15 protein-coding genes and 1 tRNA gene are annotated in these 15,815 nt (G+C 73.3%); 12 read left to right on the forward strand and 4 right to left on the reverse strand.

The window, feature by feature from the left end; genetic code table 11:
- Positions 1-71 precede the first annotated feature (71 nt).
- Together AB0B83_RS17000 and AB0B83_RS17005 are read right to left on the reverse strand one after the other, a co-directional pair.
- Entirely contained in the window at positions 72-923 is an 852-nt protein-coding gene (locus AB0B83_RS17000; RefSeq protein ID WP_357578984.1) for an alpha/beta hydrolase, read from the reverse strand.
- A gap of 89 nt (positions 924-1,012) precedes the next feature.
- Positions 1,013-2,245, reverse strand: a complete 1,233-nt coding sequence (locus AB0B83_RS17005) for a hypothetical protein (protein WP_357578985.1) — start codon at positions 2,243-2,245, stop codon at positions 1,013-1,015.
- An 82-nt stretch (positions 2,246-2,327) separates the two neighbouring features.
- On the opposite strand from AB0B83_RS17005, the gene AB0B83_RS17010 reads away from it, so the two are divergent.
- The 6 genes from AB0B83_RS17010 to AB0B83_RS17035 all read left to right on the forward strand — a co-directional run bounded on the left by AB0B83_RS17010 (position 2,328) and on the right by AB0B83_RS17035 (position 8,401).
- On the forward strand, positions 2,328-3,254 hold the full coding sequence (locus AB0B83_RS17010; protein ID WP_357578986.1) for a TatD family hydrolase: 927 nt from the start codon (positions 2,328-2,330) through the stop codon (positions 3,252-3,254).
- 55 nt (positions 3,255-3,309) lie between these two features.
- Positions 3,310-4,179 (forward strand): 16S rRNA (adenine(1518)-N(6)/adenine(1519)-N(6))-dimethyltransferase RsmA, encoded by an 870-nt coding sequence (gene rsmA / locus AB0B83_RS17015; RefSeq protein WP_357578987.1) that lies wholly within the window; start codon positions 3,310-3,312, stop codon positions 4,177-4,179.
- Between the two features lie 10 nt (positions 4,180-4,189).
- Positions 4,190-5,146 carry a 4-(cytidine 5'-diphospho)-2-C-methyl-D-erythritol kinase gene (locus AB0B83_RS17020; protein WP_357578988.1) on the forward strand — a complete coding sequence of 319 codons (957 nt, stop codon included), beginning with the start codon at positions 4,190-4,192 and terminating at the stop codon, positions 5,144-5,146.
- A gap of 171 nt (positions 5,147-5,317) precedes the next feature.
- A complete protein-coding gene (locus AB0B83_RS17025) occupies positions 5,318-7,123 on the forward strand; it encodes an ABC-F family ATP-binding cassette domain-containing protein (RefSeq protein ID WP_357578989.1) in 1,806 nt (601 codons plus the stop codon).
- 115 nt (positions 7,124-7,238) lie between these two features.
- On the forward strand, positions 7,239-7,694 hold the full coding sequence (locus tag AB0B83_RS17030) for a DUF4383 domain-containing protein (RefSeq protein WP_357578990.1): 456 nt from the start codon (positions 7,239-7,241) through the stop codon (positions 7,692-7,694).
- A 230-nt stretch (positions 7,695-7,924) separates the two neighbouring features.
- The gene (locus tag AB0B83_RS17035) at positions 7,925-8,401 is read left to right on the forward strand and encodes a DUF4383 domain-containing protein (RefSeq protein ID WP_132231511.1); all 477 of its coding nucleotides are present in this window, start codon (positions 7,925-7,927) and stop codon (positions 8,399-8,401) included.
- Between the two features lie 12 nt (positions 8,402-8,413).
- On the opposite strand, the gene AB0B83_RS17040 is transcribed toward AB0B83_RS17035, so the two are convergent.
- Both AB0B83_RS17040 and AB0B83_RS17045 read right to left on the reverse strand, forming a co-directional pair.
- Positions 8,414-9,103: a TetR/AcrR family transcriptional regulator gene (locus AB0B83_RS17040; RefSeq protein ID WP_357578991.1), complete on the reverse strand. Its 690-nt coding sequence runs from the start codon at positions 9,101-9,103 to the stop codon at positions 8,414-8,416.
- Between the two features lie 71 nt (positions 9,104-9,174).
- On the reverse strand, positions 9,175-10,131 hold the full coding sequence (locus AB0B83_RS17045) for an acyl-CoA desaturase (RefSeq protein WP_357578992.1): 957 nt from the start codon (positions 10,129-10,131) through the stop codon (positions 9,175-9,177).
- Positions 10,132-10,266: 135 nt separating this feature from the next.
- Here AB0B83_RS17045 and AB0B83_RS17050 point away from each other — a divergent pair, with 135 nt between their 5' ends.
- The 6 genes from AB0B83_RS17050 to pth all read left to right on the forward strand — a co-directional run bounded on the left by AB0B83_RS17050 (position 10,267) and on the right by pth (position 15,696).
- Complete coding sequence (locus AB0B83_RS17050) at positions 10,267-11,133, forward strand: helix-turn-helix domain-containing protein (protein ID WP_357579016.1); 867 nt, start codon at positions 10,267-10,269, stop codon at positions 11,131-11,133.
- A gap of 8 nt (positions 11,134-11,141) precedes the next feature.
- A tRNA-Gln gene (locus tag AB0B83_RS17055) sits at positions 11,142-11,213 on the forward strand.
- A gap of 63 nt (positions 11,214-11,276) precedes the next feature.
- On the forward strand, positions 11,277-12,854 hold the full coding sequence (gene glmU, locus AB0B83_RS17060) for a bifunctional UDP-N-acetylglucosamine diphosphorylase/glucosamine-1-phosphate N-acetyltransferase GlmU (RefSeq protein ID WP_357578993.1): 1,578 nt from the start codon (positions 11,277-11,279) through the stop codon (positions 12,852-12,854).
- A gap of 55 nt (positions 12,855-12,909) precedes the next feature.
- Positions 12,910-13,890 carry a ribose-phosphate diphosphokinase gene (locus AB0B83_RS17065; RefSeq protein WP_132231504.1) on the forward strand — a complete coding sequence of 327 codons (981 nt, stop codon included), beginning with the start codon at positions 12,910-12,912 and terminating at the stop codon, positions 13,888-13,890.
- Between the two features lie 420 nt (positions 13,891-14,310).
- Entirely contained in the window at positions 14,311-15,000 is a 690-nt protein-coding gene (locus AB0B83_RS17070) for a 50S ribosomal protein L25/general stress protein Ctc (protein WP_357578994.1), read from the forward strand.
- Positions 15,001-15,105: 105 nt separating this feature from the next.
- Positions 15,106-15,696, forward strand: a complete 591-nt coding sequence (gene pth, locus AB0B83_RS17075; RefSeq protein ID WP_132231500.1) for an aminoacyl-tRNA hydrolase — start codon at positions 15,106-15,108, stop codon at positions 15,694-15,696.
- Positions 15,697-15,815 lie beyond the last annotated feature (119 nt).

Below are 15,815 nucleotides of genomic sequence, written 5' to 3' on the forward strand. Positions count from 1 at the left end.
CGACCCCCTCGGGGGTCGCGCCCGTCGGCGCGCAGGTGGCCGCCGCGTCCGGACCTGGCGCCGGTGGCGCGTCAGGCCCGGGCCATCGCCGGCGCGCCGATGAAGTCCATGATGCTGCGGTTGACCTCGGCCGCGTTCGTCCACGGGATGCCGTGCGGCGCGCCCTTCAGCGTCACCAGCTGGCTGCCGGGCAGCATCGGCTGGAGCCGCTGACCGGTCGCCGGGTACGGCAGCACCGCGTCGGCGTCGCCCTGCACGATGAGCACCGGCACGTCGATGCGGGACACGTCGCCCCGGAAGTCGGTCTGCCAGGCGTCCACGCTGTCGTGGGTGCCCTTCGCCGAGGCCCGGGCGCCGATCTCCCAGTGCGCCCGGAACGCCTCCTCGCTGACCAGCCTGCCCTTGTTCTCCTGGTAGTTGAAGAACGCCTCGCAGAAGGTGGTGAGGTAGGCGAACCGGTCGTCGATGATGGCCTGCTGGAAGCCCTGGAAGAGGCTCTTCTCGACCCCCTCCGGGTCGTCCGAGGTCTTCAGCAGGAACGGCGCGAGCGGGGCCAGCAGCACCGCCCGGTCCACCCGCTGCGAGCCGTACACGCCCAGGTAGCGGGTCACCTCGCCGGTGCCCATCGAGTGACCGACCAGGATCGCGTTCCGCAGGTCCAGCTCCGTCATCAGCACGTCGAGGTCGGCGGCGAACGTGTCGTAGTCGTACCCGGACGCCGGCTGCGCCGAGCTGCCGAAGCCCCGCCGGTCGTACGTGATCGTCCGGTACCCGGCAGCCAGCAGCGGTCCGACCTGCTTCTCCCAGGTCGCCCCGTTGAACGGGAAACCGTGGATCAGCACGATCGGCTGACCGGAGCCGTGGTCCTCGTAGTACAGGTCGACGGGGGCGGAGTTCTCCGTCCCCACGGTGATGAAAGGCATGCGCGTCTCCTGGTCACGTGACGGTCGGACGCCCGTGCTTTCCCACCCCACCCGGGGTTATGCCGCCCGAAACCGGCGCCCGGCCCTGCTCAGAGCGCGTACGGCAGGTCCACCACCCGGTCGTCGGTGACCTCGGACGCGGGCGCCCACGTCTCGTGGACGCCCCGCTCCTGGCACTGCGCCCCGGTCTCGGCCACCGCGTCCGGGCCGGGCCGACGCAGGCGCAGGCGCAGCCACCCGGACTCCTCCCGCAGCACCAGGCAGGGCACGCCCCGCCAGTCGGCCAGCCGCAGCCGGCGGGCCGCCGACTCCACCGGGTACCGGGCGGCCCGGGTCATCGCCAGCACCCGGAACCCGCCGGGCTGGTCGGCCACCGCCTCGTACTCGCCGCCGGCGTAGTCGCCGACCAGCCGCGTGGAGCGGGGCGCCTCGCCGGTCGGCACGTACTCCTGGTCGGGGGAGAGCCCCGGCACCGCCGCCAGCAGGTGCCGCCACTGCGGGCCGGCCATCCGCAGCCAGCCGCGCTGCTCGGCCTGGTAGCTGTAGAGCACCACCTCCACGCCGTCGGCCGGGTACGCGAGCAGGGTGGCGTTCGCCGGCATCGGCAGGTCCGCGAAGTCCCGGGTGACGAACTCCGGGACGAGCTGGGTGCTGCTGGGCACGAAACCGGTGCCGAGCACCGCCCCGCCCAGCCGGTCCCGGGGCGCGAGCGCGGTCAGCCCCCGGTGCGCCCCGCCGACCGGCACGTCGTAGTCGGACGGGTCGGCCGCCCGCCAGCGCAGCGCGTACGTCACGTCCGCGCCGTCGGGACCGGCCGCGCCGTCGGTGCGCAGCACGGCCGTCGCCGACGGCGTACGCAGGTGCGCCACGTCGTGCTCCCGATAGCAGAAACCGTGCGGCAGCCACCCGCGCACGTAACCGGCGAGCTGCCGCGCGGAGAGCACCTTCACCATCCGGGTGCCCCGCCGGATGACCGCGGAGGCGCGCACCGCCGCCAGCGTCGGGTCCCCGGCCGCCGCGGGTTGCTGGCTGAGCTGCTGCACGTACGCCCAGCCCCGCTCCCGGTGCAGCGGCACCAGCAGCGGGGACTCCGCCTCGTCGCCCGGCTCGGCCACGGGAGGCACGACGGTGACCTCGGTGGCGTGCACGAACCTGCGCCACGGCAGCGTGACCCCGGGCCGGGGCGCCCACTCGAAGCCGGGCGCCTCCTCGGCACTGAACAGCTCGTACGCCGCGCCCCGGGCGATCTCCTCCGCCGGGTACACCACGCCCCCGTACGTCACACGCGGGCCGTTTCCGCTGGCCTGAGGGGTGATGGTCACGCCGACGACGCTAGGCGTGGGATGTGCCGTCCCGGTGAACAGGCGGTGGCGTCCCCACGACGCGGACCATCGGCGGTGTGTGATGCTGACCGCGATGAGCGAGCCCACCGAAACCCGCAAGCAGCGCGCCGCCCGCCGGGCCGGGGAGTTCCCGCCCGTGCCCGAGCCGCTGCCCCGCCCCGTGCTGGACAGCCACACCCACCTCGACATCACCGTCAGCGAGGCCGGCGTGCCCCCGCAGCCGCAGGCGGACGGGGACCCGGACGTCGTGCCCGTCGAGGACCCGGTCGCCGTGGCCGTGGCCGTCGCCGCCTCGGTGGGCGTCGACCGACTCGTGCAGGTCGGGGTGGACGTCGCCTCCTCCCGCTGGGGGGCCGACGTCGCCGACAACCACCCGGCCGTGCTGGCCACCGTGGCGCTGCACCCGAACGAGGCCCCCCGCCTGCCCGACCTGGACGAGGCGCTGCGCGAGATCGAGGCGCTCGCCGCCCGGGACCGGGTGCGGGGGATCGGCGAGACGGGAATGGACTTCTTCCGCACCGGCGAGGAGGGCCGCGCCGTCCAGGAGGAGAGCTTCCGGGCGCACATCGCCATCGCCAAGCGGTACGGCAAGGCGCTGGTCGTCCACGACCGCGACGCGCACGCCGACGTGCTGCGGATCCTCGACGACGAGGGCGCCCCGGACACCGTGGTGCTGCACTGCTTCTCCGGCGACGCCGACTTCGCCCGCGAGTGCGTCCGCCGGGGCTACCTGCTCAGCTTCGCCGGCACGGTCACCTTCGGCAGCGCCGCCGCGCTGCGGGAGGCCGCCGCGCTGACCCCGGTCGAGCAGATCCTGGTGGAGACCGACGCGCCCTACCTGACCCCGATGCCGCACCGGGGCCGGCCGAACGCCTCGTACCTGATCCCGCTGACCGTACGGTCGCTGGCCGAGACGACGGGCACGGACCTGGACGAGCTCTGCGCCGCCGTCTCCGCCACCGGCGACCGCGCCTTCGGCCCGTGGTGACGGTCGGGACCCCTGGCCCGCGCGCCCGGAAGGCGGTCCGCATAGGCTACGGGGCGTGACCGGTCTCCTCGGCCCGGCGGAGATCCGGGAACTGGCCGCCCGGCTGGGCGTCACCCCCACCAAGAGGCTCGGCCAGAACTTCGTGCACGACCCGAACACCGTCCGGCGCATCGTCACCGCCGCCGGCCTGGCCCCGGACGACGTGGCGCTGGAGGTCGGCCCCGGCCTCGGCTCCCTCACCCTCGCCCTGCTCCCGGCCGCCGCGCACGTGCACGCCGTGGAACTCGACGCGACGCTGGCCGGCGCGCTGCCCGACACCGCCGCCCGGCACGCCGGGCCCGACGCCGCGCGGCTCACCGTGCACCACGCCGACGCGCTGCGCGTCCGCGCCACCGAGTTGGCCGAACCCGCGCCGACCGCGCTGGTGGCGAACCTGCCCTACAACGTGGCCGTGCCGGTGGTGCTGCACCTGCTCGCCGAGCTGCCCAGCCTGCGGCACGGGCTCGTGATGGTGCAGAAGGAGGTCGCCGACCGGCTCGTCGCCGGCCCCGGCTCCAAGGTGTACGGCGTGCCGTCGGTCAAGCTCGCCTGGTACGCCTCGTCCCGCGCCGCCGGGAAGGTCCCGCCGAACGTCTTCTGGCCGGTGCCGAACGTCGACTCCGGGCTGGTCGCCTTCACCCGCCGCGAGCCGCCCCGCGCCGACGTACCCCGGCAACGGGTCTTCGCCGTGGTGGACGCGGCCTTCGCGCAGCGCCGCAAGACCCTGCGCGCCGCGTTGGCCGGCTGGGCCGGCGGCGCGGACCGGGCGGCCGACGCGCTCACCGCCGCCGGCGTCGACCCCGGCGCACGCGGGGAGTCGCTCACCGTCGAGCAGTTCGCCGCCATCGCCGCGTCGGCCCCGACCGCCCCACCCGCAGCGCAGTAGGCTGACGCCCGTGACCGAGGCCTGGGGACCGGACGACGAGGACGAGCAGCGGCGGCGCGGAGCCAGCGGACCGGTGCGGGTCCGGGTGCCCGCCAAGGTCAACCTGCACCTCGGGGTGGGACCGCTGCGCCCCGACGGCTACCACGAGCTGAACACCGTCTACCACGCCATCTCCATCCACGACGAGCTGACCGCCCGCCGGGGCGACACGCTCACCCTGACCATGGAGGGCGAGGGCGCCGGCGAGCTGGCCCTGGACGACACCAACCTGGCCATCCGGGCGGCCCGCGCCCTCGCCGGCTACGCGGGGGTGCCGCCGCACGCCCGGCTGCACCTGCGCAAGCAGATCCCGCTTGCCGGTGGGCTGGCCGGAGGCAGCGCCGACGCGGCCGCGGCGCTGGTCGCCTGCGACACGCTCTGGGGGACCGGGCTGTCCCGCGACGAGCTGGCCCGGATCGCCGCCGACCTCGGCTCCGACGTGCCGTTCCTGATCCACGGCGGCACCGCGCTCGGCACCGGCCGGGGCGAGTCGGTCAGCCCCGTGCTGGCCCGCCCCACCACCTGGCACTGGGTGGTGGCCGTGGCCGACAGCGGCCTCTCCACCCCGGTCGCCTACCGGGAACTGGACCGGCTGCGCGCGGCCGGCGCGGCCGGCGAGCCGCTGGGCAGCACCGACGCGCTCTTCGCCGCGCTGCGCCAGCGGGACCCGCGGGTGCTCGCCGCGGCCCTCGGCAACGACCTCCAGGACGCCGCCCTGGCCATGCGCCCGTCGCTGGCGGAGACGCTGAAGGCCGGCGAGGCGGCCGGCGCGCTGGCCGGCATCGTCTCCGGCTCGGGGCCGACCTGCGTCTTCCTCGCGGCGGACGCCGCCGACGCCGAGCGGATCGCCGCGGAGCTGACGTCCGCCGACGTGTGCCGCGAGGCGCGCACCGCGCACGGCCCGGTGCCCGGCGCGCGCATCGCCTGACCGGCCCACCCCGCCCGATCCCGCGCTCCCGGCCCCCCGGTACCGCCTCTCCAGGCGGCGCCGGGTGGAGCCCGCGCCCGGCGGGCAGCGGGGCGGTCCGCGTACGCTGGAGACTCAGGCGTCCCAGGTGCCGGCCGGCACCGGGACGCCTTGATCATGGGAGGTGAGGTCGTGGCCAACATCGTCAACCTGGACCGGGTGTCCAAGGGCTACGGCGCCGCCGGGCCGCTGCTCACCGACGTCTCGCTCGGCCTGGACGACGCCGACCGGATCGGCGTGGTCGGCCTCAACGGCGCAGGCAAGTCCACCCTGCTGCGGCTGCTCACCCGCATCGAGGAACCGGACGAGGGGCGGGTCACCCACCGCCGCGACCTGCGGGTCGCCTGGCTGCCGCAGAGCCTCCAGCTCGCCCCCGAGGCCACCGTCCGGGACGTGGTGCTCGGCACCGCCTGGCTCGGCGAGAGCATGGGCGCCGAGCACGAGTGGGCCGGTGACGCCGGCGTGCGGGCCATCCTCGACGGCCTTGGCATGCCCCACCTCGGCCTCGACCAGCCCGTCGGCCCGATGTCCGGCGGCGAGCGGCGGCGGGTCGCGCTGGCCGCGCTGCTGGTCCGCGAGTCCGACCTGCTCATCCTCGACGAGCCCACCAACCACCTCGACGTCGGCGGCGTCGACTGGCTGGCGAAGTACCTCGTCGGCCGCAAGGGCGCGCTCGTCGTGGTCACCCACGACCGGTGGTTCCTCGACGCCGTCTGCACCACCACCTGGGAGGTCGCCGACCAGACCGTCCGGGCGTACGAGGGCGGCTTCGCCGCCTGGACCCTCGCCCGCGCCGAGCGGGACCGGGTCGCCGCGGCCACCGAGGCCCGCCGGCAGAACCTGCTCCGCAAGGAGATCGCCTGGCTGCGGCGCGGCCCGCCCGCCCGCACCTCCAAGCCGCAGTTCCGCATCGACGCCGCCAACGCCCTCATCGCCGACGTCCCGCCGGCGCGCGACACCATGTCGCTGCAACGGCTCGCCACCGCCCGGCTCGGCAAGCAGGTGTACGACCTGGCGCAGGTCACCCTGCACGCCGGCCCGAAGGAGATCCTGCGCGACACCACCTGGCAGGTCGGCCCCGGCGACCGGATCGCCATCCTCGGCCGCAACGGGGCCGGCAAGACCACCCTGCTGCGGATGCTGGCCGGCATCACCCGCCCCGACGGCGGGCGCTTCGCCACCGGCTCGACCGTCCGGCCGGCCTTCCTCTCCCAGGAGCTGGCCGAACTGCCCGGCCACCTGCGGGTGCTCGAAGCGGTGGAGGAGGTCGCCCGGCGGGTGCAACTCGGCGACCGGGAGGTCTCCGCCGCCCAACTCGCCGAGGTCTTCGGCTTCGACGACCGGCGGCTCTGGACGCCCGTCAGCGACCTCTCCGGCGGCGAGCGTCGCCGGTTGCAGATGCTCCGCCTGCTGGCGGGGGAGCCGAACGTGCTGCTGTTCGACGAGCCCACCAACGACCTGGACACCGACACCCTCGCCGCGCTGGAGGACCTGCTCGACTCCTGGCCCGGCACCGTCATCGTGGCCAGCCACGACCGGTACCTCATCGAGCGGGTCACCGAGGTCGCGTACGGGATGTTCGGCGACGGGCGGCTGGTGCACCTGCCCGGGGGCGTCGACGAGTACCTCGCCCGGGCCGCCGGCCAGCCCGGCCCCGCGATGCCGGAGACGGCCCCCGGGGGCGGCGCCGACACCCCCGCCGCGACCGGCATGTCCGCCGCCGAGGCGCGGCAGGCCCGCAAGGAACTGGCCCGGCTGGAACGGCAGGTCGGCAAGCTGGAGCAGAAGGAGGCGACGCTGCTCGACCAGCTCGCCACGCACGCCACCGACTACGCGAAGGTCGCCGAGCTCGACGCCCAGCTCAAGGAGCTGCGGGCCGAGCGGGAGCGGACCGAGGAGTCCTGGCTGGCCCTGGCCGAGGAGATCCCGGCGACCTGAGTCGCCCCCCTGGTCGCGGCGCCGCACACCGGAGGCCCCCGTGTGCGGCGTCACACTCCGGGGTGCGGGACAATCGTCGGCGACCCCTCACCCGAACGGCGTTGGAGACTCAGACATGGCCCACACCCCCGTCAACCACCCCGCGCGGCCGGTCTACCGGGCGATCGGCGGGCTGACCGGTCTGTACCTGGTGGCCTTCGGCGTGCTCGGCATCATCGCGAGCGCCGGCAACGAGGCCCTCGCCCAGGATGACACCCAGGTCCTCGGCCAAGGCACGAACCTCGGTTTCTCGCTGCTCAGCGCCCTGCTGGGGGCTGCGGTGCTGGCCGGCACCGCGATCGGCCGCAACATCGACGTCATGATCAACCAGTGGCTGGCGTACGCCATCATGGTGATCAGCCTCGCCGGTCTCGCCTTCATCCAGACCGAGGCCAACATCTTCAACTTCAGCATCTTCACCGTCATCGCGCTGATGGTGGTCAGCCTGGTCCTGCTGATGGTCGGCATGTACGGCAAGGTCGGCACGGACGAGGAGCAGGAGGCCTGGCAGAAGGCCCGGCTCGTGCTCTGATCCCTCCTGCTGCTGGGTTTTCGCCGGAGCCCGACCCGCTCCGGGCGATCAGGCTTGATCCCTGCGCGGGTCGGGCTCCGGCGAAAACCTGTCGTGGTCCCGCTCCATCTGGCCCGTTGCTGCCCGGTGAGGCGGGATCTTCGTGGTTGTGCCTGTTGTCGGGCGTTCGGCGGACGGGCGACCTCTTCCGGGGGACAATCGGGGCGAATGTCCTGACTGGTGGAGGGGTCATGCCGCACTTTCCCGTGAACCATCCGGCGCGGCCGGTCTACCGGGTCCTCGCCGGCCTGGTGGGGCTCTACATCCTGGTCTTCGGCGTCTGGGGCGTCGCCCTGACGGCGGGCGACCCGCTCTTCGACCGGGGCGACAACTGGGCCCTCGGGCTCCGCACCAACCTGGCCTTCTCGCTGGCCTCCGTCGCCTTCGGGATCGTGCTCATCATCGGCGCGTCCCGGCGCGGCAACCTCGGCCACTACATGAACCTGACCGCCGGGGTCGTCTTCCTGGTCACCAGCGTCCTCATGATGTCCGTGCTCCAGACCGAGGCCAACTTCCTCAACTTCTCGATGTCCACGGTCATCGTGTCGATGCTCTTCGGCCTGCTCCTGCTCGGCACCGGCCTGTACGACAAGGTCGGCACCGACGAGCACGCCGAGGAGGAACGGCGGCTGCGGCACCACCCGGTCTCCGAGGCCCACGGCCGCTGACCGACGTCGGGGTCAGCGACCCCGCACCGTGATCAGGCTCGGCTTGGCCTCCAGGTGCGACAGCCCGCTCCAGGCCAGGTTGACCAGGTGCGCCGCCACCGTCTCCTTGCGCGGCTTGCGCACCTCCAGCCACCAGCGGCCGGTCAGCGCCACCATCCCCACCAGCGCCTGCGAGTAGAGCTCGGCCAGCTTCGGGTCGTAGCCCCGGCTGGAGAACTCGGCGCCCAGGATGTGCTCCACCTGGTGCGCCACGTCGTTCATGACGCTGCTGAAGTTGCCCGCCGCCGACAGCACCGGCGACTCCCGCACCAGCACCCGGAAGCCGCTGGTCTCCTCCTCGATGTACGTCAGCAGGGCCAGCGCCGCCTGCTCCAGCAACTCGCGGGGGTGCCCGGCGGTCAGGGCCGTGGTGATCCGGTCCAGCAGGGCGCGGACCTCCCGGTCCACCACCACCGCGTAGAGCCCCTCCTTGCCGCCGAAGTGCTCGTAGACCACCGGCTTGGAGACCTTCGCGCGGGCCGCCACCTCCTCGATGGAGGTGGCGTCGAAGCCGCGCTCGGCGAAGATCTGCCGGGCGGTCGAGATCAGCTGCTCCCGGCGCTGGGCTGCCGACATGCGTACGCGTGAGGAGGGTTTGGGGGCCGCGGCGGGAACCACCCGCCGCCGGCCGGTCGTGCCGTCGTTGCCAGGGACATCCGCCATGTTCTCGTCATTCCGCCGGCGCTCGGTCACCCGGCCATCCTGCCAGGCGGCCTCCGCGCCCATCGACCGCGCTACCGGCCGGTGGCCGGTGCGACGAGCTTCGCCGCGATGCGTTCGGGCTTCGGCCAGCGCACGTCCCACGCCGCGCCGAGCCTCTCGAACAGCCAGATCACCCGGGCCGAGATGTCCACCTGGCCGCGCAGCACGCCGTGCCGGGCGCTGGTCGGGTCGGCGTGGTGCAGGTTGTGCCAGCTCTCGCCGAACGACACGATCGCCAGCGGCCAGAAGTTCGACGCGCGGTCGCCCTGGCGCATCGCGAACGGCCGCTCCCCGTAGACGTGGCAGACGGAGTTGATGGACCACGTCACGTGGTGCAGGAGGGCGATGCGCACCAGGCCGGCCCAGAAGAGCGCGGACAGCGCTCCCCGCCACGACCAGGTGAGCAGGCCGCCCATCAGCGCGGGACCGAGCACCGAGACCACCACCAGCAGCGGGAACAGCCGGTCCACCCGGCTGATGTCCCGGTCGGCGAGCAGGTCCGGGGCGAAGCGCTTCCGGTTGGACAGCTCCCGGCCGAAGAGCCAGCCGACGTGCGCGTGGAACAGGCCCTTCGTCAGGCCGCGGACGCTCTCCCCGAACCGCCACGGCGAGTGCGGGTCGCCCTCCAGGTCGGAGAATGCGTGGTGGCGTCGGTGGTCGGCCACCCACTGGATGATCTCGCCCTGCACCGCAAGCGAGCCGGACACCGCCAGCGCGATCCGCAGCCAGCGCTTCGCCTTGAACGACCCGTGCGTGAAGTACCGGTGGTAGCCCACCGTGATGCCCAGCCCGGAGAGCACGTACCAGAACCCGGCGACGGCCACGTCGGTCCAGTTCAGCCAGCCACCCCAGGCGACCGGTACGGCGGCGACGAGGGCCAGGAATGGGATCACCACGAACGCCCAGAGGGCGATGAGGATGCCCCGGGACTGGGTGCCCTGGGTGAGGGGCTTCGGTCCGGCGGCGGGGTCGAGGGACGTAGCGGACATGGGCACCTCGCAGAGGGACGGAGTGATCACGAAGTTACGCCTACGTCACCGTAACTTAGGCGCTGGCGAGGCGCATGGGACAGCGTCAGGGATGAATGTCTGACACTGTCGTACGTACGTTCTAAAGTGCTGCTCATGAGCGATCCTCTGGCTGACGAGGTGCGCCGGCTGCGCACCGTCGAGCAGCTCTCCGTCCGCGAGATCCGGGCACGGACCGGGCTCGGGCGCAACCGGGTCCACGACCTTCTCCGGGGCGTGCCGGCGCCCGAGCGGACCCGCCGACCCAATGCCAAGGACGACCTCAGGGCGGCGGCGGTCGAGCTGCGCGCCGAGGGGCGTTCCGTCAACGACATAGCCCGCCAACTCGGCGTGGCGAAGTCGACCGCCTACCAGTGGGTCAGGCATCTGCCGCTGGTCGAGGAGGGGGTGGGCGCTGAGCGGCGCCGGGCCCACGCGGCGCTGATGACCGAGGCGCGGTGGTCGGCGCACCGAAGGGCCCGCGACGCGGCCCGGACCGCGGAGCAGGTGCGTGCGGCCGGCCTGGTGGGCTCCCTCGCCGACCGGGATCTCCTCCTCCTCGGTGCGGCGATCTACTGGTGCGAGGGGACGAAGTCCAAGCCGTGGCGGCGGGACGACCGCCTCCAGTTCGTCAACAGCGATCCGGGGCTGCTCGCGCTCTTCCTGCGTTTTCTCGAGGTGTGCGGGGTCGACCGTGCCGTGCCCAGCTATCGCATCAGCATCCATGAGACGGCCGACCTCGACGCGGCGCTGAAATGGTGGGCCCGGAAGCTCGACCTGCCGGTCGGTCGCTTCCAGCGCGCCAATCTCAAGAAACACCGTCCGGCCACGCTGCGGCGCAACGTCGGGGACGACTATCGTGGCTGCCTGGTGATCACCGTGCCGCGTAGCCGCGAGCTCTACTGGCGGATCGAAGGTATGATCGCCGAGCTGTTCCAGACCGTCGAGCGAGGCGAACCGTCAATGGCGGTGCGCGAAGCTTGACATTTTTATGGGGTGTGGGGTAACGGCAACCCGCAGGCCTTTGGAGCCTTGAGCTCCTGGTTCGAATCCAGGCACCCCAGCTCAGACCGCGTCTCACGGCATTCGTGTGGCCATGCCGAACGGCGGCTCGCCGTCTGGTTAGCATGGCCGCGAGACTGTTCGCCGTCCCGACGGGAGCCCGTGTCGTGTCCCAGCCCCACCTCCGCACCGTTGTCGTGCTCGCCGCCGGTGAGGGCAAGCGGATGAAGTCGGCGCTGCCCAAGGTGCTGCACCCGCTGCTCGGCCGTACCCTCGTCGGCCACGTGCTCGCCGCCGCCGCTCCGCTGGCCGCGGACCGCACGGTGGTCGTGGTGGGGCACGGCGCCGACCAGGTCCGCGCGCACCTCGCGGAGATCGCCCCCGACGCCACCCCGGTGCTCCAGGCCGAGCAGCTCGGCACCGGGCACGCCGTCCGGATCGCGCTGGACGCCGCGCCGGACGCCACCGGCACCGTGATCGTGATCAACGGCGACGTGCCGCTGCTCCGCCCGGAGACGGTGGCCGCGCTGGTGGCGGCGCACGAGGAGGCACGCGCGGCGGCGACCGTGCTCGCCGCCGAGGTGCCCGACCCGACCGGCCTGGGCCGGATCGTGCGCGACACCGACGGGCGGCTGGAGCAGATCGTCGAGGAGCGCGACGCGACCCCCGCGCAGCGGGCGATCCGGGAGATCAACGCCGGCATCTACGCGTTCGACGTGGCCCGGCTGCGCGACGCGCTGGGCAAGCTGTCGACCGACAACGACCAGGGCGAGGAGTACCTGACCGACGTCTTCGCCCTGCTGGGCTCGGCCGGCGAGCCGGTGGCGGTGCACGTGGCGGCGGACCACGTGGAGACGCTGGGCTGCAACGACCGGGTCGAGCTGGCCGCCCTGCGCCGGCTGCTGCGCGACCGGGTCAACGAGGCGTGGATGCGTACCGGGGTCAGCCTGCTCGACCCGGACACCACCTGGATCGACGTGACGGTCGCCCTCGACCGGGACGCGGTGGTCGACCAGAACACCCAACTGCGCGGCGGCACGGTGGTCGGCACGGGCGCGGTCGTCGGGCCCGACGTGACGCTTGTCGACACCGTCGTCGGCCCGGGCGCCACCGTGCTGCGCAGCCACGCGGTGGGCGCGGAGGTCGGTGCGGGCGCCAGCGTCGGGCCGTACGCGTACCTGCGGCCGGACGCCCGGCTCGCCGAGAAGGCCAAGGTCGGCACGTTCGTCGAGGTGAAGAACTCGGAGGTGGGTGCGGGCGCGAAGGTGCCGCACCTGTCGTACGTGGGGGACGCGACGATCGGCGCGAAGGCGAACATCGGCGCGGCGACGATCTTCGTGAACTACGACGGGGTGAACAAGCACCGCACCACGGTCGGCGAGGGCGCGTTCGTCGGCTGCGACACCAGCCTCATCGCGCCCGTCGAGGTGGGCGCCGGGGCGTACGTGGCGGCGGGCAGCGCGATCGCGCAGGACGTGCCGGCGGGCGCGCTCGGGGTGACCCGTGCGCCGCAGCGCAACATCGACGGTTGGGTGGCCCGCAAGCGGGCGGGCACGGTCTCCGCCGAGGCGGCCGCGCGGGCCCAGGCAGCGGATGAGGGTGCGTCGGCGCCGGGATCCGGGGCAAGTGAAGGTGAGGCAATCCACGGGGATGCCGAGCCGGTCAGGTCGGCCCCGGGCGCGGGGGATACTGCAACCGAATAGTCCCCGGCCCACCACCACCGCCGGGTACCACCGACCAACGGGAGCAGACGGGCCCATGGGCAGCATCGTCGCCGAAAACCGCAAGAGCCTGATGCTTTTTTCCGGACGTGGCTTTCCGGAGTTGGCCAAGGAGATCGGTGAGGTGCTCGGCGTCGCGCCGACGCCGGCCGACGCGTACGAGTTCGCCAACGGTGAGATCTTCGTACGGTTCAAGGACTCGGTACGCGGTTCGGACGCCTTCGTGGTGCAGTCCGTGACGCACGGGGTGAACACCTGGGTCATGGAGACCCTGATCATGATCGACGCGCTGAAGCGCGGTTCGGCCAAGCGGATCACGGTGGTCCTGCCGTTCTACCCGTACGCGCGGCAGGACAAGAAGCACCGCGGCCGGGAGCCGATCTCGGCCCGGCTGGTGGCGGACCTGCTGAAGACGGCCGGGGCGAACCGGATCCTGACCGTCGACCTGCACACCGCGCAGATCCAGGGCTTCTTCGACGGCCCCGTCGACCACCTCTTCGCGATGGACATCCTCGCCGAGTACGTCCAGCACAAGTACGCCGGCCGCCCGATGACGGTGGTCGCGCCGGACTCGGGCCGGGTGCGGGTGGCCGAGCGGTGGACGGACCGGCTGGGCGGCTGCCCGCTGGCGTTCATCCACAAGACCCGGGACCCGTTGAAGCCGAACCAGGTGGTGGCGAACCGGGTGGTCGGCGAGGTCGAGGGCCGGGTCTGCCTGATCGTCGACGACATGATCGACACGGGCGGCACGATCTGCGGGGCGGCGGACATCCTCCGGGAGTCCGGCGCGGCCGACGTGATCGTGGCCTCGACGCACGCGCTGCTCTCCGACCCGGCGACCGAGCGGCTGAAGAACGCCCCGATCAGCGAGGTCGTGGTGACCAACACGCTGCCGCTGCCGCCGGAGAAGCAGCTCGACAAGATCACCGTGCTGTCGATCGCGCCGCTGCTGGCGCGGGCGATCCGTGAGGTCTTCGACGACGGTTCCGTGACGACCCTCTTCGGCGGCCTGAGCTGACCGTCTGACGCCGGGCCGGGCGGGCACCGCCGCCCCCGGTCCGGCGTCGGCGCTCCGGCAGCGGCGTCGCTGCGTCGACCGGTCACGGGCGGGGAGGCCGGTCACGGGCGGGAAGGCCGGTCGGCGCCGGGCCGGCGCGGCGCCCGGCGGCGGGTGCCGCCGGGGCAGGCCGAAATCGCCCTGCGGGGCTGCGGGAACGGTGATAAGGGGACTGCCGGAACGCGCGGAATCAGCTCGGGTAGACTGGTGCGGTTGCCACGGCGAGGGTGCCCGGCGGGCCGCTGAGAAGCGCCGCACGGAGGCACCGTCATCGACGCGGTGCTCCGGGCAGTCGTTCTCGACGCATGAGCCCCAGCGAGCCCCTCGCCCCAGCACCGCCAGACGACAAGCCGCCGCAGCGAAAGCATCAGGAGTTCTCCCGTGTCCGAGGTAAAGATCAGCGCCGAGCCCCGCACCGAGTTCGGCAAGGGTGGTGCCCGTCGTACCCGCCGGGCCGGCAAGGTGCCCGCCGTGCTGTACGGCCACGGCGAGAAGCCCAAGCACATCGCGCTGCCGTCGCGTGAGTTCGCCGCCGCGATCCGCAAGGGCGGCGCCAACCAGCTCTTCGCGATCGAGGTCAGCGACGGCACCCAGGTGCTGGCGCTGCCGAAGGCGATCCAGCGCGACCCGATCAAGGACACCTTCGAGCACGTGGACCTGCTGCTGGTCCGCCGGGGCGAGAAGGTCACCGTCGAGGTCCCGGTGCAGCTGACCGGCGAGGCCGCGCGGGACACCCTGATCGTGCACGACCACGACACCCTGTCGGTCACCGCCGACGCCACCAAGGTGCCGGACCACCTGGAGGCCTCGATCGAGGGCCTGGAGGCCGGCACCCAGGTCACCGCCGGCGACGTGGAGCTGCCGGCCGGCGTCGAGCTGGCCGCCGACGCGGACCAGACGGTCGCTTCGGTGACCGCCGCGCCGACCGCCGAGCAGCTCGAGGCCACCCTCCCCGAGGTCGAGGAGGCCGCCGAGGAGGCCGAGGCCGGTGTCGGCGAGGAGACCGCCGAGGCCGCCGAGGCTCCGGCCGCGGAGGGCGAGGAGAACGCCGAGGCGAAGACCGAGGCCTGATCGGTTCGCATCGTTGCGACAGGCGTCCCCGCGCGATCGGGGGCGCCTGTCGGCGTATCGGTGTCCGGGCGGGCGGGTGACGGCGAGCAGCGGGAGGGGCGGGGCGTGACGGACGAGACGGGGCCGTGGCTGGTGGTCGGCCTGGGCAACCCGGGTCGGGAGTACGCCGGCAACCGGCACAACGTCGGCTTCATGGTGGCCGACCTGCTGGCGGGCCGGCTCGGCGCGAGGTTCGGCCGGCACAAGCGGGCGGTGGCGGAGGTCGCCGAGGGGCGGCTCGGTCTCGGCGGGCCGAAGCTGGTGCTGGTCAAGCCGCTGACGTACATGAACCTGTCCGGCGGGCCGGTGACCGGGCTGGCCCAGTTCCACAAGGTGCCGCCGGGCCGGGTGGTCGCGGTGCACGACGAGTTGGACATCGGCTACGGGCAGGTGCGGGTGAAGTGCGGCGGTGGCGAGGGCGGGCACAACGGCCTGCGCTCGATGTCGAAGTCGCTGGGCACGAAGGAGTACGTCCGGGTGCGGTTCGGCATCGGCCGGCCCCCGGGGCGGCAGGACCCGGCGGACTACGTACTGTCGGATTTCGGCGCGGCGGAGCGCAAGGAGCTGGAGTTCCTGGTGGACCGGGCCGCGGATGTGGTGGAGTCGGTGATCACCAGGGGCGTGGAGCCGACGCAGAACCTCTACCACGGGGTGTGAGGGCAGGGTCGGGCGCCGGGGGCCGGTAGTCTTCGCCTTTCGGCGCGACGCGACCGTCGGGGCGGCTCGTCGGCGGCGACGTGCCGGGTGCGGAGCACGGCGAGGCGACGGGAGCAGGA

Origin of the sequence: Micromonospora sp. NPDC049060, assembly GCF_040649055.1 — a bacterium.
Classification (GTDB): Bacteria; Actinomycetota; Actinomycetes; order Mycobacteriales; family Micromonosporaceae; genus Micromonospora; species Micromonospora reichwaldensis.

Coding starts and splice junctions, on each gene's coding strand:
- glmU (WP_357578993.1), top strand. CDS start 11,277: ATGGCCGCGAGACTGTTCGCCGTCCCGACGGGAGCCCGTGTCGTGTCC.
- AB0B83_RS17065 (WP_132231504.1), top strand. CDS start 12,910: ATGGGCAGCATCGTCGCCGAAAACCGCAAGAGCCTGATGCTTTTTTCC.
- AB0B83_RS17040 (WP_357578991.1), bottom strand. CDS start 9,103: ATGGCGGATGTCCCTGGCAACGACGGCACGACCGGCCGGCGGCGGGTG.
- AB0B83_RS17030 (WP_357578990.1), top strand. CDS start 7,239: ATGGCCCACACCCCCGTCAACCACCCCGCGCGGCCGGTCTACCGGGCG.
- AB0B83_RS17035 (WP_132231511.1), top strand. CDS start 7,925: ATGCCGCACTTTCCCGTGAACCATCCGGCGCGGCCGGTCTACCGGGTC.
- AB0B83_RS17010 (WP_357578986.1), top strand. CDS start 2,328: ATGCTGACCGCGATGAGCGAGCCCACCGAAACCCGCAAGCAGCGCGCC.
- AB0B83_RS17050 (WP_357579016.1), top strand. CDS start 10,267: ATGAGCGATCCTCTGGCTGACGAGGTGCGCCGGCTGCGCACCGTCGAG.
- AB0B83_RS17000 (WP_357578984.1), bottom strand. CDS start 923: ATGCCTTTCATCACCGTGGGGACGGAGAACTCCGCCCCCGTCGACCTG.
- AB0B83_RS17045 (WP_357578992.1), bottom strand. CDS start 10,131: ATGTCCGCTACGTCCCTCGACCCCGCCGCCGGACCGAAGCCCCTCACC.